Here is a 20,733-nt window from a genome sequence, read left to right as displayed (position 1 = left end):
GGTACATCCAGGGCCTTGTTCAGGCCTCGTTCATTCACCGACGCTGATCTTCAGGCCGGCGGCTATGGCAAAAGGGCTAAGGGTCAGGGTCAACACGGCGAGGCTGGCGAGCCACAGCAGGTAACCGCTGGTGGGCAGGTTTTGCAGGGCTGCCTGCAATGCGCCGCTGCCCAGGATCAATACCGGAATATATAAAGGCAACACCAGCAGCGCCAGCAGCACGCCGCCGCGTTTGAGCCCGACGGTCAGCGCTGCCCCCACTGCCCCCAGCAGGCTCAACACCGGCGTACCCAGCAATAGCGAGGCCAGCAGGACCGCCAAGCAGTCGCCGGGCAGCCCCAGCATCAGCGCCAGCAAGGGCGCCAGCAGCACCAAGGCCAGACCGGAAAAAGCCCAGTGGGCCAGGACCTTAGCCAACACCAGCAGCGCCAGCGGATGGGGCGACAGCAGCCATTGCTCCAGCGAGCCGTCTTCGAAATCGCTTCTGAACAGGCCGTCCAGGGAGAGCAAAACCGCCAGCAACGCGGCGACCCAGACCAAACCCGGGGACAAGCTTTGCAATAATTGCGCGTCCGGCCCCACCGCTAAAGGAAATAACGCGACCACGATGGCGAAGAACACCAGCGGGTTGGCCAGCTCGGCCGGGCGGCGGCACAGCAGCCGGGCTTCACGGCGCAGCAACAAGGTGAACACACTCATGCCGCGTAGCGCCCCAGGTCCAGTTCGCGGTAACCGCCAGGGCGTTGCGCAAGCTGGTGGTGGGTGGTCAGGACCACGCTGCCGCCGGCCAGGCAGTGCGCGGCCAGATGCGCTTCCAACTGCGCCACCGCTGAGCTGTCCAGCGCGGTAAAGGGTTCGTCCAGTAGCCACAGGGGTGGCGGGTCGAGGTACAGCCGCGCCAGGGCGACACGCCGCTGCTGGCCGGCCGACAGGGTATGGCAGGGCACGTCTTCGAAACCGCGCAACCCGACTTCGGCCAAGGCCTGGCGGATCTGCGCCAGGCTGGCGGGGCGATGCAGCGCGCTGAGCCAAGCGAGGTTTTCTTCGGCAGTGAGCAGCTCTTTGATACCGGCGGCGTGGCCGATCCACAGCAGGTGCGCGCCCTGCCTGGCCACGGGCAAGCCATGCAGGCGCACGCTGCCCGCACTGGGCGCCATCAGCCCGGCCAGCAGCCGCAGCAGGCTGGTCTTGCCACTGCCATTGGGGCCGCTGACGTGCAGCAGTTCAGCGCGCTCGAGCTGCAATTGCAGGTGCTCGAAAAGCATGCGCCCGTCGCGCTCGCAGGCCAGCGCCGAAGCTTGGAGAAGAAAGGTCAACGCTTTGCCTTGTGGTTGAGGGCTGTTCAAGTCGTGGCCCGGGCGGCCGCTATAGTGCAATAGCCGCAGAGTCACCGCGCCATGCGCGAACGGGCCGGCATTATACATGGAGGGTTGCCTCCGAATATGCGCTTTTAGACGGGTTAACCTGCAATGACCAGTGAAATCACCAGCCTTGCACCTGCCGCCGCGGCTACTGCGGCCACGCGCCCGATGGTGCCCAGCGGCGAGTTATTGAAGCTGGTGCAGCCGATCGACAGCCTGCTGGCCGTGGGCGAGAGCGCCAAAGCCGAGGTGCTGGCGCTGAAACAGGGCAGCGTCGATTTCACTCTTTTGCTCAAGCTGACCCTGGCCAGCGGCGCCCAGACCACCGTGCAGGCACTGAGCAGCCAGCCCCTGGCCCAGGGCACGCAATTGACCCTGACCTCGTTCACCCCTGGCAGCCTGGCAATCGCGAGCCAACAAGCCAGCGCCGAGAATGTGCGCAACCTGACCCAACTCGACACCGCGAAACTGCCCGTAGGTACCTTGCTGCAAGGCACCGTGGTGACCACCCAGGCGTTGCCGGCCGTCCCTGGCTTGCCTAACGTTTACCGTTCCATGGTGACCCTGCTCAATACGGCCCTGGCCGGCACCACTCTGACCCTCGACAGCCCCCAGCCGCTGCGCTTGGGTAGCCTGCTCAGTGCCCAGGTGCAGGGCAACCAGGCGTTGAGTTTCGTGCCCTTGACCGGGCGCCTCGACCAACTGGCCCTGGCCCAGCAACTCAATACCCAGCAAACCCGCCAGGCCTCCCTGCAAGGCTTGCTGGCCAACCTGCAAAACCCGGATAAAACCGCCGCCCTACCCGCCGACGCGCGCGCGACCCTCACGAGCCTGCTGGCCAGCCTGCCCAGCGTCGAACAATTGGGCAGCGCCAAAACCGTCGCCCAGGCGCTGCAAAACAGCGGTCTATTCCTGGAGCCGCAGTTACTCAGCGGGCAAGCCAGCGCCACCGCACCGGACCTCAAGGGGTATTTGCTCAGGCTGGTGGCGCAGTTAGCGCCTGGCCTGCCTGCCAACACCAACTTCAACCCCAACGCCGCAGCCACCACCCTGGCCCAAGCGATGCCGGGATACGTGCGCAGCGCCCTGGGCATGCTCGGCCAGGTAGGCGCCAAGCCGCAGCTGGGCGGCTTTCCTCTGCCCTCGCGGCACCTGGGCGGGCAAGACGGCGAGCATGATCTGGAACACCTGTTACGCCTGGCGGCGGCGGCCATTTCCCGTTTACAGAGCCATCAGTTGTCGAGCCTGGAACAGACCGGCACCGACGCCGACGGCAAGGTGCAGACCACCTGGCAGTTGGAAATCCCCATGCGCAACCTGCAGGACATCGTGCCGCTACAAGTGAAGATTCAGCGCGAAGACACCCCTGAACCGGACCATCCCGACCCCCGCGACCCCCCCAAGGAGCCGCGCCAACGCCTATGGCGGGTAGAGCTGGCTTTCGATCTGACGCCCCTGGGGCCATTGCAAGTGCAAGCGCAGTTCAGCCAGGGCAATCTGTCCAGCCAGCTATGGGCCGAGCTACCGGCCACCGCTGCGCTGATCGAGAGCCAACTGGGCAACCTGCGTGAACGGCTCACCAGCGTCGGGCTGAACATCACCGACCTTGGCTGCCACCACGGCACCCCACCGCGTGGTCCGCGCACCCACCTCGAACATCGCTGGGTCGACGAAAAAGCATGACGACTCAAGCCCCTCGGCAAGCCATTGCGCTGACCTACGACGGCAGCAACGCCCCCACCCTGACCGCCAAAGGTGATGACGAACTGGCGGAAGCGATCCTGGCGATCGCCCGCGAGCACGAAGTGCCGATCTACGAAAACGCTGAATTGGTGAAGATGCTGGCGCGCCTGGAACTGGGCGACAGCATTCCCGAGGAGCTCTACCGCACCATCGCTGAAATTATCGCGTTTGCCTGGAATCTGAAGGGCAAATACCCCCAGGGGTTCGACCCCTCACCGCCGGCGCTGGAGCGTGATATTACGCCGCGCTGAAGGGCGGTGTTGGTCGAGGAGCAGAAGATCGGGGCCTAGGCCCCTCGCTACAGGGTTACCACCTTGCCAGGGTGGTGTGGATGGAGCATGCCCTGGCACGAATCCGCGTGCTAACCGGGTACACCCTTATGCATTCTTCGTTGATTAGCGAGTCGGGCGCGCACTTTGTCCGCGACCTCCTGAGCGACTTCCCCAGGCCCGATCGGGCCGCCGCCGACGCCGTGAAGCACTGGGCCGCGAGCCAGGGCCTGACCCTGGACCCCGACCAGGTCGAGGCCGTGACCTTGCACTATCGCTACCACAACGGGCAGTGCCTGGCGCAAGTGGTGCAGAGCATGAGCCTGACTCAGGCGCTGCTGGCGAACTGGCAAGGCGAGTCGAACAATGACCTAGTAGCTGCCGCCCTGCACGCGCCTTGGGCAGGTGACCCGCCCCAGGGGCCGCTGGTGCTGGTGGACAGGCTCGACACCCAGGGTCTCTTGGCTTATGGCGCCGATTACCAAGTGTTCAACGGCCTTTATCGGCACGTCACGCCGCAGACCTACGGCCCAGACAACCACGTCAAACTATCGGCCGAAGCGTTCCAGCAGTTCATTTGGGACCTGGACTTCCAAACCCCCTACAAGGCCATGCTCAACAGCTTCTGGAATGCCCACCAGGTGCACTATGGCCAGGCAGCCAAGATCAGCTTCATTGCCGCGTGCAATCGCCAGAGCGCCAATGGCAGCCTCAGTGACGAGGGCCGACGCTTGGCCTGGCAAGTCGCTGGCCTGGAAGCCGCGCCGACCTGGGCAAGCCTGGGCCTGAGCGCGAAAAGCCGCCCCGTGGTGCGGGTGTCAGCATTGAACCTGTATGGCTACGCCGCCACCGACTTGCTCTGCCTGAGCAACGCCGCCAGCGGCCTGACGTTGCTGTACATGCCGGGCAACTCGGCGCCCCTGCACGAGTTTAACGACTCGGCCGCACTGAAAACCTGGCTGGCCGAACAATGCCGCGGGGCTTCCCAGCGCGCGGCGCTGCTGCAACATTTCGCTCCCGCCGATGCCACCGATGGCCTGAGCTACAGCGGCCTGGAAACAGTCATGATCGGCTTAGGCCTGTACCCTAAGGCCCATCATTTTGCTGCAGACGACCACCCAGGCTTCGCCACGAGTGGCTATTGGAACCCTCAGGACATCGTTAACTACAAGCCCAAAGAGTACAGCCCGCTGATCACCGGCGACCTGTTCCAAGCCTTGGCCAGGCGCCAGAAAAAACGCGCATTCCAGGACGCGGACTACCTCATCGAAACCGACAGCCGTGTCACCAAGGCGAAATGGCGCGGTTACCTCAGCTCAGCCATCAACGTGCTCGCTCCGCTGGCGTTGGTCATGCCGGCGCTGGCGCCGTTGTTTGCGGTCGGCGGTGTGGCGCAATTTGGCCTGGGCATGGACGCCCTGCTCACGGGCAAAACCCTCGCACAACGCCAGCAAGGGTTGGAGGAACTCGCCTATGGCTTGTTCAATGCTATGGCCCTGCCCCACGCCGCAGCCCCGGTAAAATTCGAGGCAGCACCCTGGAAGTTCGTGGCGCCCAAATGGCTTAACGGTCGCCTGGGCTACCCGCTAAGCCCGATTGACCCGCCGCACTGGCCAGCGCTACCGCTCGAAGAACCGGTTGCGCAGGCGTTCATGCCGGCCCCCGCCATGGCACCCTTGCCAGAAGCCAATGCCGCAGTGGCTAATTCGGTGATGCGGGTGCTGAAATTCGATGGCCAACGGGACGAGCTGCAATGTGCAATCGGGGGTTACCTGACACGGGTCACTTACGACATTGAAACCGACACCTTCATCAAGCTGGAAGACCTCAACGAGCTGGACCCACCCCGCTATGTCGCCCCGCAGCCGCCGGGCAATGGGATGGTCGAGTGGAACGGCGCCGATCACCCCACCACCAACCAGCATCGCATGGCCAGCCTGCGCGCCTTGGGCATCGACCTGCATATCCCAGTGGATTTCGCTGCCATGCGAGCAACGGACGTCAGCGCCATTCCCGCCAAGATCTCATCGATATGGGTGGGGGAAGCGCTCATCGAACCGGACCTGCTGGCCAACGTTGGTCGCAATGCCGCCAGCCTGGTCAACAGTGGCTATGAATATCAGCTGTTTTTAAGCAACGCCTCAGCAAGCAGTTTTGCCCGTAACCGCGAGTTGCTGCTGGCCCATGCGCCCAACCTGAAAGTGATTGAGCTCGAGCAACACCCGCTGTATGAAGCATTCAGCCAAAGCCCCTACTACGAGCAGTACCGAGCGGCACTCGATGGCAATGGCGGCGTGGCAATCAACAATGCGTCGGCAGCGGACGTGTTGCGCTTCCAATTGCTCAAATACGAAGGGGGGTTGTTCATGGACATGGACGATACCTTGTTGCAGGCCGAACAGCCGCCGGCGGAGGGCGTCGCTACGGCGGCCGTCGCCAGCGTGCCCCTGGTCGCTAGCCCAGATGGCTTACTGGTGTATCCGCCCCTGCGCCATTCGGCGCTGGGTATGAACTGGGAATACAACACCAGCCTGATCGGCAGTCATGCGCAAAACCCGACCCTGGATGCGATCAACGAGGAAATGCGCCGACGCTTCGCCGCCCGCCCGGAGTTTTATCATTCGCGGCCAAATTACGCCGTGGACCCGGCGGGTTTTCGCCGCTACGCCGAGCAGTTGAGTGCAATGACCGGGCCCCGGCTGTTCACCGATGTCATCCAGCAGGCATTGCCCGCGCTGGGTACCTTTCGCCAGGCATGGCTGTTCAACGCGTGCCCAGTGGTCAACGCGCACAATTTTTTCAATGAGGGGCAGTTTATTGAAATGGCCGAGGCCCTGTGCCCTCTAAGCCGTGTCGCCCGCGTGGGCAGCACCATGAGCTGGCGCTATACGTGAACCACTGCACCGCTTAACTGCGGTGCAACTTGCTCATCAACTCGGCCTCGGCCTGGGTCAAACCACAGGCCTGGGTCAGTTCATCGATGGACGCACCCATGCCGACCAGCTTGGCGGCCTGGTTGAACGACAGGGTCGAGGGGTCGCGCTGGGCCACTTGCTCGAGGCGATCGGGCAAGGGCGCCACCACGGCGCGTAATTCATGCAAGGCTTCGCCCATGCGCACGTTACCGTTCTGGTAGTCGTCCACACGTTTGGCCAGGTCGCGAATGCGCTGATCCCGCAGCGCATCGCCCGCCGCCTGCTCGGCTTGAATCTGCCGCTGGCTTTTGCTGTAGGACATGAACAGCGCAATTGTCCCAACCCACAGCACCGCCAGCAGAACCACCGCTACCTCAACGATCAATCAGATGTTCTCCAGGTCCGACCACTCTTCTTCGGACATCATTTTGTCCAGTTCGACCAGAATCAACAACTCATTGTTTTTGTTGCACACGCCCTGGATGAACTTGGCGGACTCTTCGTTACCGACGTTAGGCGCTGTTTCCACTTCCGACTGGCGCAAGTAAACCACTTCGGCCACGCTGTCGACCAGGATACCGACGACTTGCTTGTCGGCTTCGATGATCACGATACGGGTGTTGTCGGTGACTTCGGCATTGTCCAGGCCGAAGCGCTGGCGGGTGTCGATGACCGTTACCACATTACCGCGCAGGTTGATGATGCCCAGCACGTAGCTAGGGGCACCTGGCACTGGCGCGATTTCGGTGTAGCGCAATACTTCTTGAACCTGCATCACGTTGATGCCGTAGGTTTCATTGTCCAGTTTGAAGGTAACCCATTGCAGGATGGGATCTTCAGCACCTTTAGCAGACGACTTGCTCATAACCCTGACCTCTCATTGACCGCGGATAACGGTGTACTTGGTGAAACGGCGCACGACGCACCGCCCTTCATTTGCTTCTTTTGGCCTTGGCAGGTCCGCCGGCCTTGACGCTCTGCAGGTGCTTGGCCCCGCCGCTGGCGATTAGCTCGGCCAGTTGCGCGACATCCAATAACGCACACATGTGTTCGATGACCGTACCGGCCAGCCACGGCCGTTGGCCACGCTGGCCACGCCATTTGATTTCGCTTGGGTCCAGGCGCAGCGAACGGCTGACCTGATGCACCGCCAGGCCCCACTCGTAGCCCTGCACCGAAATGACGTACTGCAGGCCTTGCTTGAAGTCTTCGCGGTAGCGGTCCGGCATGACCCAGCGCGCTGTGTCCAGCACCTTGAGGTTGCCGCTGTGGCTGGGCAAGATGCCCAGAAACCACTCGGGCTGGCCGAACAGCGGCGTCAACTCCTGGCCCGCCAGCGAATAAATCGAGCCCAGGCACACCAGTGGCACGGCCAGGGTCAACCCGGCGACGTCGAACAATAGGCACTCGAACGGTTCGGCAGCCCAGTGCGGTCGACCATCGGCCAACACCGGGGGCAAACCGCCCGTAGCGCTGGGGCGATGCACTTCGACCACAGGTTCCAGCACTTCGGGCACGGGAGCCACGACGGCGGGCGCAGCTACCGCTACGGGCGCTTCGAATTGAGGTTCTGGTGTAACTTCGAGCTGAGTTGCCTGAGGCACGCGCACCGGCTCGGCCATTGCCACGGGAGCCGCTTTGGGGGTTTTCAGCAACAGTGCATCGCGGGCCTGCTCTTCGAGCACCGCGGCCTGGAATTCGTCGACCGGTTCCGGAATGCTTGCAAGTTCTTCGGTGGCTTCGCGCAGCAAGCCGTCCAAATAACTTTGCAGGGCCAGTTGCGGGCGCGTGGCGATCTCGACGGGACGATTCATCAGGCTACCTGCGTCAAAAGCTGTTGCGAAAGGAGGTGTTTGAGCAAGGCTCTGTACGCCAGTACACCTCGGCTCTTGTTGTCGAATTGCGACGGTGTGCGCCCTGCTCGGCTGGCGTCGCGCAAGCGCGTGTCGACCGGAATGAAGCCTTCCCAGACGTGTGCCGGAAATTCGTCACGCAACAAGCGCAAGGTACCCAGCGACGCCTGGGTGCGCCGGTCGAACAGCGTCGGCACAATGCTGAACGGCAGCGGCAGCTTGCGCGTACGGTTAATCATTTCCAGGGTCCTGACCATACGTTCCAGGCCTTTGACCGCCAGGTACTCGGTCTGAACCGGCACCACTAACTGCTGGCTAGCCGCCAAGGCGTTGACCATCAACACACCCAGCAGCGGCGGGCTGTCGATGACCGCGTAATCGAACTGCTGCCACAATTGCGCTAGGCTTTTGGCAACCACCAGGCCCAGGCCACCTTGGCTGGGCGACTGCCGTTCCAGGGTCGCCAGCGCCGTGCTGGACGGTAACAACGAGATAAGCGCGTCGCTGGTGGGCAACAGCAACCGCGCAGGTAAGCCATCAGGCACCCCGCCCTTGTGCAAGAACAGGTCGTAGCAACTGTGCTCCAGTTCATCGGGGTTGTGCCCGAAATAGCTGGTCATCGAGCCGTGGGGGTCGAGATCGACCACGACCACGCGCTTGCCCGCCTCGGCCAGTAACCCGGCCAAGGCGATCGATGTGGTGGTTTTACCGACTCCACCTTTTTGGTTGGCGACTGCCCAAACTCTCATTCTGCTGTTTTCCCACGCACCAGGAAGATCGCCTGGCCGAGACTGTGGAGGTGTAAATTCATAATGCCGGTGCCGGGGTTTTGACGGCTGGCGGCGGCGATAAAGGCTTCATGGGCGTCGGTGCAGTTTGTGTGCCAGCCCGCTTCATTGCCGCGTCCGGTTTGACATTAGCGCTGCCGGACCCAGTCAGGCTGCGCCGCACGTCCAGGTTGCGCGAGATCACCAGCACCACCCGGCGGTTATGACCGCGGCCTTCGGCGGTATCGTTGCTGGCCACCGGTTGGAACTCACCGTAACCGACTGCCGCCATACGGCGCGGGTCGATGCCCTCCATGGCCATCATGCGCACCATGCTGGCCGCCCGGGCGGTGGAGAGTTCCCAGTTGGTCGGGTACTGCGCGGTACGGATCGGCTGGTTGTCGGTAAAGCCTTCGACGTGGACGGGGTTGTCGAAGGGCTTGAGAATCTTCGAGACCTTTTCGATGATCTCGAACGCCTTATCGCTGGGCATGGCGTCGCCGCTGCCGAACAACAGGCTGGACTTGAGTTCGATCTCGATCCACAGCTCATTGCCGCGTACTGTCAGCTCATCGGACTTGATCAAGTCTCCGAAGGCGTCACGTACATTATCGGCGATGCTTTGCAGCGCATCCGGTGCGCTGATGGCCGCGTCTACCTGCTCACTGTCCTTGATCAGCGGCTCGGCCGGTTTGACCGTCAACGGCCGTTCGTCGCCGATAGGGATGGGCCGCAGGCTACGGTCGGGGTCGTTGAAAACGCCAACCAAAGCCTGGGACAGCACTTTGTATTTGCCTTCGTTGACCGAGGAAATGGAATACATGACCACAAAGAACGCGAACAGCAAGGTGATAAAGTCCGCGTAGGACACCAGCCAGCGTTCGTGGTTTTCATGTTCTTCAGCGTGGCGACGTCGGGCCATGGCTACTCCGTGATTCCATCAGTCCATGAAGCCTTGCAGCTTCAATTCAATGGACCGGGGGTTTTCGCCCTCGGCAATCGACAGAATGCCTTCCAGCAGCATTTCTCGGTAACGCGACTGGCGCAGGGCAATCGCTTTCAACTTGTTGGCCATGGGCAACAGCACCAGGTTGGCACTCGCCACGCCATAGATGGTGGCGATGAAGGCCACGGCAATACCGCTGCCCAGTTGCGAAGGATCGGCCAGGTTGCCCATCACGTGAATCAGCCCCATGACCGCACCAATGATGCCGATGGTGGGCGCATAACCGCCCATGCACTCGTAGACCTTGGCCGCTTGCACGTCGCGGCTTTCCTGGGTGAGGAAATCCACTTCGAGAATACTCCGGATCGCCTCCGGTTCTGCGCCATCGACCAGCAATTGCAGGCCCTTGCGCGCGTAGCTGTCGGGTTCGACGTCGGCCACGCTTTCCAGGCCGAGCAGGCCTTCCTTGCGCGCCGTGAGGCTCCAATTGACCACACGGTCGATGCCGCTGGACAAGTCGATACGTGGCGGGAAGAGTATCCAGCGAGCGATTTGCAGGGCGCGTTTGAACGCACTCATGGGCGTTTGCAGCAACGCCGCCGCCAATGTGCCGCCGATCACGATCAGCGCCGCCGGGCCATTGAGCAAGGCGGACAGGTGCCCGCCCTCAAGGAAGTTGCCGCCAATGATGGCGACGAACGCCAGAATAATACCGATCAGGCTCAAAACATCCATCAGACGCAGGCCTCCACCAGGTGGCGACCGATGTCATCGAGGCTGTACACGGCATCGGCCAAGTTGGCCTTGACGATGGCCATAGGCATGCCATAAATCACGCAGCTCGCCTCATCCTGGGCCCACACCTGGCTGCCCCCCTGCTTGAGCAGGCGAGCGCCCTCACGGCCGTCGGCGCCCATGCCGGTGAGGACCACCGCCAGCACCTTGTCGCCGTAAGATTTCGCCGCAGAGCCAAAGGTGATGTCCACGCAGGGCTTGTAGTTCAGGCGCTCATCGCCTGGCAGAATTTTCACCGCGCCGCGCCCGTCGACCATCATCTGTTTGCCCCCCGGCGCCAGCAAGGCCAGGCCAGGGCGCAAGACGTCACCGTCTTCGGCTTCTTTGACGGTGATACGGCAAAGCTTGTCCAGGCGCTCGGCGAACGCTTTGGTGAACGCCGCCGGCATGTGCTGAATCAACACAATAGGCGCCGGAAAATTGGCAGGGAGCTGGGTCAGCACCCGCTGCAACGCCACCGGGCCACCGGTGGAGGTACCGATAGCCACCAGTTTGTAGGCCTTGCGTTTGGGTGTCGGCGAGTGGGTCGACGATGGCGCCGGTGCCGCTGTGCTGCGTACTGCCGGGGCTGGCGTGGCAGCCCGCGGAGCAGGCACGCTACGCTCGCTGGCCGGCGCATGATGGGCAGGCGTCACTGCCGCAGCAGGCGTTGAATGACTGAAACGACGGTTACTGCGCGAGATGGAATGGACTTTCTCGCAGAGCATCTGCTTGACCTTGTCAGGGTTGCGCGAGATGTCTTCGAAATTCTTGGGGAGGAAATCCACTGCCCCGGCGTCCAGCGCATCGAGGGTCACCCGCGCGCCTTCGTGGGTCAGTGAAGAGAACATCAGTACCGGGGTCGGGCAGCGCTGCATGATATGCCGAACGGCGGTGATGCCGTCCATCATCGGCATCTCGTAGTCCATGGTGATCACGTCCGGCTTGAGCGCCAGCGCTTGTTCGATTGCATCCTTGCCGTTGGTGGCGGTACCGATTACCTGGATATTCGGATCCGACGAGAGAATTTCCGAGACACGACGGCGGAAAAAACCGGAATCATCCACCACCAGGACCTTGACTGCCATAAACACTCCATTAGACGGCGTGGGGTTACCACGCCATCAAGATCAGATACGCCGAGCCGCATAGCGCTTGAGCATGCTCGGTACATCGAGAATCAACGCGATGCGACCGTCACCGGTAATGGTGGCGCCTGACATGCCAGGTGTGCCCTGGAGCATCTTGCCCAGAGGCTTGATGACCACCTCTTCCTGGCCCACCAGTTGGTCGACCACAAAGCCGATGCGCTGGGTGCCCACCGAGAGAATCACCACATGGCCTTCGCGCTGTTCTTCATGGGCAGCCGAACTGACCAGCCAACGCTTGAGGTAGAACAGCGGCAGCGCCTTGTCCCGCACGATCACCACTTCCTGGCCATCGACCACGTTGGTGCGCGACAGGTCCAGGTGGAAGATCTCGTTGACGTTGACCAGTGGGAACGCGAAGGCCTGGTGGCCAAGCATGACCATCAAGGTCGGCATGATCGCCAAGGTCAACGGCACCTTGATGACGATCTTCGAACCCTGGCCCTTGGTCGAATAGATATTGATCGAACCATTGAGCTGGGAAATCTTGGTTTTCACCACGTCCATGCCGACGCCACGGCCCGATACGTCGGAGATTTCGGTCTTGGTCGAGAAGCCCGGGGCAAAGATCAGGTTGTAGCACTCGGTGTCGCTGAGACGGTCAGCGGCGTCCTTGTCCATGACCCCACGTTTGACCGCAATGGCGCGCAGCACCACTGGGTCCATGCCCTTGCCGTCATCGGAGATCGACAGCAGGATATGGTCGCCTTCCTGTTCGGCCGCCAGGACCACACGACCGCCACGGGACTTACCCGAGGCCTCGCGTTCTTCCGGCGATTCGATACCGTGGTCGACGGCGTTACGCACCAAGTGGACCAGCGGGTCGGCCAAGGCTTCGACGAGGTTTTTATCCAAGTCGGTTTCTTCGCCCATCAACTCCAGGTTGATTTCTTTTTTCAGCTGCCGGGCCAAGTCACGAACCAGGCGCGGGAAGCGCCCGAAGACTTTCTTGATCGGTTGCATACGCGTCTTCATGACCGCGGTTTGCAGATCGGCGGTAACCACGTCAAGGTTAGACACGGCCTTGGACATGGCTTCGTCGGCGCTATTGGCCCCCAGGCGCACCAGGCGGTTACGCACCAGCACCAGTTCGCCGACCATGTTCATGATTTCATCTAGCCGCGCGGTATCGACCCGCACGGTGGTTTCTGCCTCACTGGCCACCGGTTTCTCGGCAGGCACTGCCGCCTTGGCCGGGGTTGCGGCAGGCGCAGGCGCTGCAGCGGCGGCTGGCTTGGGCGCCTCGGCCTTGACCGGCTCGGGCTTCTTCGCCACGGGTGCCGGGGGCGCTGCGGCAGCGGCCGGAGCAGCCGCCACCTCAGTGAACTTGCCCTTACCGTGCAACTCATCGAGCAGTGATTCAAATTCGTCGTCGGTGATGTTGTCGCCACCACTGGCTGCCGGCGCTTTGGCCGCAGGCGGAGTAGCGGCAGCAGCGGGCGCCAGTGCATCGGGTGTGAACGAGCCTTTACCGTGCAACTGATCGAGCAGCGACTCGAACTCGTCGTCGGTGATCTCGTCACTGGCCGGGGCTTTACTGGCTGCTACCGCAGCGGCAGGGGCCAGCGCCTCAGGGGCGAAGGAGCCCTTGCCGTGCAATTGGTCGAGCAGGGATTCGAATTCGTCATCGGTGATTTCATCGCTGGCAGCCGCTGCGGGCGCTGTTGCAGTGGGCTCCACGGTGACGCTGTCGAGGGAGTCGAGCAGGTGATCGAATTCGTTATCAGTGATATCAGCCGCCTCGGCTACCGGTGCAGGCTCAGGCGCTGGCTCAACAGGGGTAGGTTCGGCACCGGCAGGCTCGGCCAGACGCGTCAGCGCGGCGAGCAGTTCGGGGGTGGCTGGGGTGACCTCAGTACGTTCACGGACCTGGCTGAACATGCTGTTGACCGCATCGAGTGCTTCGAGGATCACGTCCATCAGTTCCGAGTCGACGCGGCGTTCACCCTTGCGCAGGATGTCGAACACGTTTTCGGCAATGTGGCAGCACTCCACCAGCTCGTTGAGCTGGAGGAAGCCGGCGCCCCCTTTTACAGTGTGAAAACCGCGAAAAATTGCATTGAGCAGGTTCGCGTCATCTGGGCGGCTTTCCAGCTCGACCAGTTGCTCGGACAGTTGCTCAAGAATTTCGCCGGCCTCTACCAGGAAGTCCTGGAGGATTTCTTCGTCGGCGCCGAAGCTCATGTGGGTGCTCCCTGGGATTAGTTAACGGTCAACACAGTCTGGCGGTTCTGGCCGGAAAGCCCCTGAGCCACGTCAGCGGACTTTCCTGAAACCCTGTCAGAAACCCAGGCTGGATAGCAGATCGTCGACATCGTCCTGACCAGATACAACGTCTTCACGTTTATCGGCATGAATCTGCGGACCTTCACCCTTGGATGGATCTTTTTCTTTATCTTTTTCTGCAACGATCGCTTGGTGATCATGATCGATCCCCGCAAAGCGATCGACGTGGCTGGCCATGAGCACCAGCTTGAGCAGATTGCTTTCCACTTCAGTGACCAATTGCGTGACGCGCTTGATCACCTGGCCCGTAAGGTCTTGATAATCCTGCGCCAACAAAATGTCGTTGAGGTTGGCAGTCAGTTGGTGAGACTCAGTATCGCTGCGTTTGAGAAACTCGCTGATTTTAGGAGCCAGCAGGCGAAACTCGTTGGCGTCCATCTCGCGGCGCGTGAAGCGTTCCCAATCCAGGCTCAACGCTTTGGCATCGGTCGCAAGGGCCTCAGACACCGGCGTGCTCTGCTCCACCAGGTCCATGGTTCGGTTGGCTGCGTTCTCGGTGAGCCTGACCACGTACGACAGCCGCTCGGTGGCGTCAGTGATCTGCGACACCTCTTCGGCTTGAGGCATATGGGGGTCGATATGAAAGTTGACGATCGCGCTGTGCAACTCACGGGTCAGCTTACCGACTTCCTGATACAGGCCACGGTCGCGGGTCTGGTTGAGCTGATGAATAAGGTCTACTGCATCGCCGAAACGGCCTTTTTCAAGGCTGGACACGAGCTCAGTAGCGTGTCTTTTCAGGGTCGACTCGAAGTCGGCCAAAGATGAATCTTTATTGTCCATAGCGCCCCCGTGGCGGTCATCAGCTGTTGACGCGCTCGAAGATCTTGTCGATCTTCTCTTTGAGCACTTGGGCGGTGAAAGGCTTGACCACATAGCCGTTAACACCGGCCTGGGCCGCTTCGATGATCTGCTCACGCTTGGCTTCGGCGGTCACCATCAATACCGGCATGGTTTTCAGACGCTCGTCGGCACGGACCTGCTTGAGCAGTTCAATGCCGGTCATGCCAGGCATGTTCCAGTCGGTGACCAAAAAGTCGAAGTTACCGCTTTGCAACATTGGCAATGCAGTGATGCCGTCATCGGCTTCCGCCGTGTTGGTGAACCCCAGATCGCGCAAAAGGTTCTTGATGATCCGCCGCATCGTCGAGAAATCGTCAACGATGAGGATTTTCATGTTCTTGTCCAATTAGACCTCCAGCAGTCTTGAACGCACCCAGCCCCTGGGCACGCAATCAAATCGAATCCGTTTAACCAGTACAGCGACTGCCAAAGCAGGCTACTTCGTAGTGAGCCGGGCCAACACCCAGTGGTGTTTACCTGATCACCCCGGAGCGAGCCCGGTACAGATCCGCCCTCCCCCCAAACCCGCGTATTTCTCTACGATCTAGCCCGCCAGTCTTCCAACCGCCCGCGCAGACGCGCCGCGCATTGGCTGTGCAACTGGCTGACCCGTGACTCGCTGACACCCAGCACTTCACCGATTTCCTTGAGGTTCAGCTCCTGATCGTAGTACAGCGACAACACCAGCTTTTCCCGCTCGGGCAGGTTGGCAATGGCATCAGCCAGCGCCGCCTGGAAACGTTCGTCTTCCAGGTCCCGCGACGGCTCCAGCGATCCTGTAGCGCCATCCTCGTGCAGGCCTTCGTGTTCGCCGTCCTGCAACAGGTCGTCGAAACTGAATAGGCGGCTGCCCAGGGTGTCGTTCAAAATCGCGTAGTAATCATCCAGACTCAACTTGAGTTCGGCCGCAACTTCATGATCTTTAGCGTCACGGCCAGTTTTTGCTTCAATTGCCCGAATCGCGTCGCTGACCATTCGCGTGTTGCGGTGCACCGAACGCGGCGCCCAATCACCCTTGCGGACTTCATCGAGCATGGCGCCGCGGATACGGATACCTGCGTAGGTCTCGAAACTGGCGCCTTTGCTCGAGTCGTACTTGGTCGACACTTCTAGCAGGCCAATCATGCCGGCCTGGATCAAGTCCTCGACCTGCACGCTGGCGGGCAGACGTGCCAACAGGTGATAAGCAATACGCTTGACCAAGGGCGCGTAGCGCTCGATCAACTCGTATTGTTGCGATTCCCTAGAAGCCTTGCTGTACATACGGTATCCGCTAGCACTCATGATACTGGCCCCGCGCTGGTTTGCTGAACGAGCCGCTCGACGAAGAATTCGAGATGCCCCCTTGGGTTGGCAGGCAGTGGCCAAGTGTCGACTTTCTGCGCGATGGCCTTGAAGGCCAGGGCACATTTGGAGCGCGGAAACGCTTCATACACCGCGCGTTGTTTCTGTACCGCTTTGCGTACACATTCGTCGTAAGGCACCGCACCCACGTATTGCAGCGCGACATCGAGGAAACGGTCGGTCACCTTGGTCAGCTTGGCAAACAGGTTGCGCCCTTCCTGCGGGCTCTGCGCCATGTTGGCCAAGACCCGGAAACGGTTCATGCCGTAGTCCCGGTTGAGTAATTTGATCAGCGCGTAAGCATCGGTGATGGAGGTGGGCTCGTCGCACACCACCAGCAGCACTTCCTGCGCAGCGCGCACGAAGCTGACCACCGAGTCGCCAATACCGGCAGCGGTATCGATCACCAGTACGTCGAGGTTGTCACCGACGTCGCTGAAGGCCTGGATCAGCCCGGCATGCTGCGCCTGGGACAGATGCACCATGCTCTGGGTGCCTGAAGCCGCCGGGACGATGCGGATGCCACCTGGCCCCTGCAACATCACGTCGCGCAGCTCACAACGACCCTCTATGACGTCTGCCAACGTGCGCTTGGGCGTCAACCCCAAGAGCACATCGACGTTGGCCAGCCCCAGGTCGGCATCCAGCAACATGACCCTGCGGCCAAGCTCTGCCAGAGCCAGTGACAAGTTCACTGACACATTAGTCTTCCCGACGCCACCTTTGCCGCCGGTCACCGCGATCACCTGTACGGGATGCATGCTACCCATGTTCGTTCTTTACCTTGTCTAGACCGGGGCCACACGGAGGGCTGCACATTCGAACATCCGAATAAAGCGTGGCAGTCCATCGATGTAGGAAGATTGCAGTTTCTTGACGCTCATCACCTCAGCCCACCCGCTTATTCGGACTGTGGTAGAGATCAGCGAACATGTCGGCCATGGCCTCCTCGCTGGGCTCTTCCTGCATCTGCACACTGACCGCGCGACTGACCAACTGGTGGCGGCGCGGCAGGTGCAGGTCATCTGGGATACGTGGGCCATCCGTGAGATAGGCCACCGGAAGTCGATGACTGATCGCCAGGCTGAGCACTTCGCCCAGATTGGCGGTTTCGTCGAGTTTGGTCAGGATGCAACCAGCCAGACCGCAGCGCTTGTAGCTGTGGTAGGCGGCCTGGAGCACCTGCTTCTGGCTGGTGGTTGCCAATACCAGGTAATTGCGTGCGCGAATACCGCGCCCGGCCAGGCTTTCCAGTTGCATGCGCAGGGCCGGGTCGCTGGCTTGCAGGCCTGCCGTGTCGATCAATACGACGCGCTTGCGCAGCAGTGGTTCCAGGGCCTGGACCAGGGATTGGCCTGGGTCGACCTGGGTCACCGAAACATTGAGGATACGGCCGAGGGTCTTGAGCTGTTCCTGGGCACCGATACGGAAGCTGTCCATGCTCACCAGGGCAACGCTCTGGGCGCCGTACTTGAGCACATAACGCGCGGCCAATTTGGCCAGGGTGGTGGTCTTGCCCATGCCCGCGGGGCCCACCATGGCGATCACGCCGCCTTCTTCCAGGGGCTCGACCTCGGGGGTGACGATCATCCGTGCCAGGTGCGCCAGCAACATGCGCCAGGCTTGCTTGGGTTCTTTGATATCGCTGGTCAATTCCAGCAGCTCGCGGGCCAGAGGGCCCGACAAGCCGATGCGCAGCAGGCGCCGCCACAGGTTGGCCTGGTGCGGCTGGCTGCCCTGCAGTTGGTTCCAGGCCAGCGAGCCCAACTGCACTTCCAGCAGTTCGCGCAGGCCATTGAGTTCCGAGCGCATCGAGTCGAACAGGCTGCGGTCGACCGCGGCTTGCGCGGCGACCGGTGCAGCTGCAGGACGCACAGGCTCTTCGAAGTGGGGCTCGATCAAAGGCTCGGCAGCGGTCAGCGGCAAGCCGGCAAACAGCTGACGGTTGGCGGTGGTGTCGCTGTCGTTGCGCTGGGTCAATTCGGCCTGGGCTGTGACGATGCGAGACTGGGTCTTGCGCAGTTCTTCTTCCAACTCGAGGTTAGGCACGCGCGGCGCCAGCGCGGACAGTTTGTAGTCCAGCGCAGCGGTCAGCTCCACGCCGCCGGCAATGCGGCGGTTACCGATGATGGCGGCATCGGAGCCCAGCTCATCACGGACCAGCTTCATTGCCTGACGCATATCGGCGGCGAAAAATCGCTTCACTTGCATAACCCACTACCTCAGCCGTTGGGCCCTACTGTCGCAACGATGGTGACTTGTTTGTTGTCAGGAATTTCCTGATAAGCCAACACATGTAAATTCGGTACTGCCAACCGCCCAAAGCGCGACAACATCGCTCTGACCGGCCCCGCCACCAGTAGAATCACCGGCTGGCCTTGCATTTCTTGGCGCTGTGCAGCGTCTATCAAAGACCTCTGCAATTTCTCGGCCATACTGGGCTCCAACAAAACGCCTTCTTCCTGACCCTGCCCAGCCTTCTGCAGACTATTGAGCAATATCTGTTCCAACCTGGGCTCCAGGGTGATCACAGGCAGCTCAGACTCAATGCCTACAATGCTTTGCACGATGGCGCGGGATAATCCAACCCGTACCGCTTGGACCAAAGCGGCAGTATCTTGACTCTTGTTAGCGTTGTTGGCGATCGCTTCCGCGATACTGCGGATGTCCCGTACGGGCACCTGCTCGGCCAGCAGTGCCTGCAGCACCTTCAACAGGTTGGACAGCGAAAGGGTTCCGGGCACCAGTTCTTCCGCCAGTTTCGGCGAGCCTTTGGCCAGAACTTGCAGCAGTTGCTGAACTTCTTCGTGCCCAATCAGTTCATGGGCATGCTTTTGCAGGATTTGGTTCAAGTGCGTGGCCACTACGGTACTGGCATCGACCACGGTATAGCCTAGCGACTGTGCCTGACTGCGCAGACTCAACTCGATCCAGACCGCCTCCAAACCAAAAGCCGGATCTTTGGCGGTGATGCCATTGAGTGTGCCAAACACTTGCCCAGGGTTGATCGCCAGCTCGCGGTCTGGATAGATTTCCGCTTCAGCCAGGATCACGCCCATCAGCGTCAAGCGATAGGCGCTGGGCGCCAAGTCGAGGTTGTCGCGGATATGCACGGTGGGCATCAAAAAGCCAAGGTCCTGGGAAAGCTTTTTGCGCACGCCTTTGATCCGGGCGAGCAACTGGCCACCTTGATTGCGGTCCACCAGTGGGATCAAGCGGTAGCCCACTTCGAGGCCGATCATGTCGATCGGCGTCACGTCGTCCCAGCCCAGCTCTTTGGTGTCCTGGGCACGGGCTGGCGATGGCAGCAGCTCCTGTTGGCGCTTGACTTCTTCCAACGCCATTACCTTAGTTTCATTCTGCTTCTTCCACAGCAGGTAAGCAGCGCCCCCCGCCACGGCAGCCAGGCTCAGGAACGCAAAGTGCGGCATGCCCGGGACCATGCCCATCACCGCCATGATGCCCGCCGACACGCCGAGCGCCTTGGGTGAGGCGAACATTTGCCGATGGATCTGCTTGCCCATCTCTTCCGAGCCCGAAGCACGGGTCACCATGATCGCCGCGGCCGTGGACAACAGCAGGGACGGCAACTGCGCCACCAGGCCGTCACCAATGGCCAACAGGGCATAGACCTTACCGGCGTCGGCAAAGGCCATGTTGTGTTGCAACATGCCCACCAGAATGCCGCCGATCAGGTTGATGAACAGAATCAACAGGCCGGCGATGGCGTCACCCCGGACGAATTTGCTGGCACCGTCCATGGAGCCGTAGAACTCGGCTTCCTGGGCCACTTCGGTACGCCGTGCCTTGGCTTGCGCTTGGTCGATCAGGCCGGCGTTGAGGTCGGCGTCAATCGCCATTTGTTTGCCAGGCATGGCGTCGAGGGTGAAGCGCGCGCTCACTTCAGAGATACGCCCAGCACCTTTGGTCACCACCACGAAGTTGATGATCATGAGGATCGCGAACACCACGATACCGACGACGTAGTTGCCGCCGATCACCACTTCGCCGAACGCCTGAATGACCTTACCGGCAGCGGCGTGGCCGTCTTGGCCGTGGAGCATCACCACCCGGGTCGAAGCGACGTTGAGCGCCAGGCGCAACAACGTGGCCACCAGCAGGATGGTCGGGAATACGGCAAAGTCCAACGGCCGCATGGCGTAGACGCAGACCAGAAGCACGACGATGGATAACGCGATGTTGAAGGTGAAGAACACATCCAGCAGGAACGGCGGGATCGGCAACATCATCATTGCCAGCATGACCAGCAGCAGCAGAGGAATACCCAGGCTGCCCCGACCGGCACCGATCAGGTTGGTTTTTGCTGTGTTGATAAACTGAGTACGATCCACCGACATTTGACGAGCCCCAAGCAAACTTTTGACGCCGCAAGCGCCTTGCCAGAGGGGTGTTGCAAAAAGCTGTCCAACTTTTGCCTGAAGGGCTAAAGAATCATTAACCGGGGCCGAGCCCCCCCATATGTA

At 61.2% G+C, this 20,733-nt stretch carries 19 protein-coding genes; 3 read left to right on the top strand and 16 right to left on the bottom strand.

From position 1 onward, the window contains the following. Positions 1-30: 30 nt before the first annotated feature. Both ccmB and ccmA read right to left on the bottom strand, forming a co-directional pair. Positions 31-699, bottom strand: coding sequence for a heme exporter protein CcmB (gene ccmB, locus QCL65_RS09140; protein WP_407315890.1), 669 nt, complete (start codon positions 697-699; stop codon positions 31-33). Continuing rightward, complete coding sequence (gene ccmA, locus QCL65_RS09135) at positions 696-1,424, bottom strand: cytochrome c biogenesis heme-transporting ATPase CcmA (protein WP_407315889.1); 729 nt, start codon at positions 1,422-1,424, stop codon at positions 696-698. Before ccmA ends, ccmB begins: the two co-directional genes overlap by 4 nt. A 45-nt stretch (positions 1,425-1,469) precedes the next feature. On the opposite strand from ccmA, the gene QCL65_RS09130 reads away from it, so the two are divergent. The 3 genes from QCL65_RS09130 (at position 1,470) to QCL65_RS09120 (ending at position 6,267) form a co-directional block, all read left to right on the top strand. Beyond that, complete coding sequence (locus QCL65_RS09130; RefSeq protein WP_407315888.1) at positions 1,470-3,044, top strand: flagellar hook-length control protein FliK; 1,575 nt, start codon at positions 1,470-1,472, stop codon at positions 3,042-3,044. Continuing rightward, positions 3,041-3,355: an EscU/YscU/HrcU family type III secretion system export apparatus switch protein gene (locus QCL65_RS09125; RefSeq protein WP_407315887.1), complete on the top strand. Its 315-nt coding sequence runs from the start codon at positions 3,041-3,043 to the stop codon at positions 3,353-3,355. Before QCL65_RS09130 ends, QCL65_RS09125 begins: the two co-directional genes overlap by 4 nt. A gap of 128 nt (positions 3,356-3,483) precedes the next feature. Then, a complete protein-coding gene (locus QCL65_RS09120) occupies positions 3,484-6,267 on the top strand; it encodes a dermonecrotic toxin domain-containing protein (protein ID WP_407315886.1) in 2,784 nt (927 codons plus the stop codon). A 13-nt stretch (positions 6,268-6,280) separates the two neighbouring features. Here QCL65_RS09120 and QCL65_RS09115 read toward each other — a convergent pair whose 3' ends face one another. From QCL65_RS09115 to flhA, 14 genes are all read right to left on the bottom strand, one after another. Then, positions 6,281-6,673: a DUF2802 domain-containing protein gene (locus QCL65_RS09115; RefSeq protein WP_407315885.1), complete on the bottom strand. Its 393-nt coding sequence runs from the start codon at positions 6,671-6,673 to the stop codon at positions 6,281-6,283. Continuing rightward, on the bottom strand, positions 6,674-7,153 hold the full coding sequence (locus QCL65_RS09110) for a chemotaxis protein CheW (protein WP_407315883.1): 480 nt from the start codon (positions 7,151-7,153) through the stop codon (positions 6,674-6,676). 67 nt (positions 7,154-7,220) lie between these two features. Further along, positions 7,221-8,102 carry a CheW domain-containing protein gene (locus QCL65_RS09105; RefSeq protein WP_407315882.1) on the bottom strand — a complete coding sequence of 294 codons (882 nt, stop codon included), beginning with the start codon at positions 8,100-8,102 and terminating at the stop codon, positions 7,221-7,223. After that, the gene (locus QCL65_RS09100) at positions 8,102-8,890 is read right to left on the bottom strand and encodes a ParA family protein (protein ID WP_407315881.1); all 789 of its coding nucleotides are present in this window, start codon (positions 8,888-8,890) and stop codon (positions 8,102-8,104) included. Before QCL65_RS09100 ends, QCL65_RS09105 begins: the two co-directional genes overlap by 1 nt. 58 nt (positions 8,891-8,948) lie before the next feature. Beyond that, positions 8,949-9,830 (bottom strand): flagellar motor protein MotD, encoded by an 882-nt coding sequence (gene motD / locus QCL65_RS09095; RefSeq protein ID WP_407315880.1) that lies wholly within the window; start codon positions 9,828-9,830, stop codon positions 8,949-8,951. 18 nt (positions 9,831-9,848) lie between these two features. Beyond that, a complete protein-coding gene (locus tag QCL65_RS09090) occupies positions 9,849-10,589 on the bottom strand; it encodes a flagellar motor protein (protein ID WP_407315879.1) in 741 nt (246 codons plus the stop codon). Then, the gene (locus QCL65_RS09085; RefSeq protein WP_407315878.1) at positions 10,589-11,716 is read right to left on the bottom strand and encodes a chemotaxis response regulator protein-glutamate methylesterase; all 1,128 of its coding nucleotides are present in this window, start codon (positions 11,714-11,716) and stop codon (positions 10,589-10,591) included. Before QCL65_RS09085 ends, QCL65_RS09090 begins: the two co-directional genes overlap by 1 nt. A 42-nt stretch (positions 11,717-11,758) precedes the next feature. Beyond that, complete coding sequence (locus tag QCL65_RS09080) at positions 11,759-13,960, bottom strand: chemotaxis protein CheA (protein ID WP_407315877.1); 2,202 nt, start codon at positions 13,958-13,960, stop codon at positions 11,759-11,761. A gap of 96 nt (positions 13,961-14,056) precedes the next feature. Then, entirely contained in the window at positions 14,057-14,845 is a 789-nt protein-coding gene (locus tag QCL65_RS09075) for a protein phosphatase CheZ (protein ID WP_407315876.1), read from the bottom strand. 19 nt (positions 14,846-14,864) lie between these two features. Then, positions 14,865-15,239 carry a chemotaxis response regulator CheY gene (gene cheY, locus QCL65_RS09070; RefSeq protein ID WP_407315875.1) on the bottom strand — a complete coding sequence of 125 codons (375 nt, stop codon included), beginning with the start codon at positions 15,237-15,239 and terminating at the stop codon, positions 14,865-14,867. A gap of 203 nt (positions 15,240-15,442) precedes the next feature. Next, positions 15,443-16,192: an RNA polymerase sigma factor FliA gene (gene fliA / locus QCL65_RS09065; RefSeq protein WP_407316757.1), complete on the bottom strand. Its 750-nt coding sequence runs from the start codon at positions 16,190-16,192 to the stop codon at positions 15,443-15,445. Next, positions 16,186-17,019 carry a flagellar synthesis regulator FleN gene (gene fleN / locus QCL65_RS09060; protein ID WP_407315874.1) on the bottom strand — a complete coding sequence of 278 codons (834 nt, stop codon included), beginning with the start codon at positions 17,017-17,019 and terminating at the stop codon, positions 16,186-16,188. The genes fliA and fleN overlap by 7 nt, the downstream gene beginning before the upstream one ends. A 118-nt stretch (positions 17,020-17,137) precedes the next feature. Next, positions 17,138-18,460 (bottom strand): flagellar biosynthesis protein FlhF, encoded by a 1,323-nt coding sequence (gene flhF / locus QCL65_RS09055; RefSeq protein WP_407315873.1) that lies wholly within the window; start codon positions 18,458-18,460, stop codon positions 17,138-17,140. A gap of 11 nt (positions 18,461-18,471) precedes the next feature. Beyond that, positions 18,472-20,601 (bottom strand): flagellar biosynthesis protein FlhA, encoded by a 2,130-nt coding sequence (gene flhA, locus QCL65_RS09050; protein WP_407316755.1) that lies wholly within the window; start codon positions 20,599-20,601, stop codon positions 18,472-18,474. Positions 20,602-20,733 lie beyond the last annotated feature (132 nt).

Origin of the sequence: Pseudomonas sp. nanlin1 (assembly GCF_045571515.1) — a bacterium.
In the GTDB taxonomy this organism is placed as follows: domain Bacteria; phylum Pseudomonadota; class Gammaproteobacteria; order Pseudomonadales; family Pseudomonadaceae; genus Aquipseudomonas.
The sequence above is the reverse complement of the archived record's forward strand: the minus strand, read 5'-3'. Positions and strand labels throughout refer to the sequence as shown.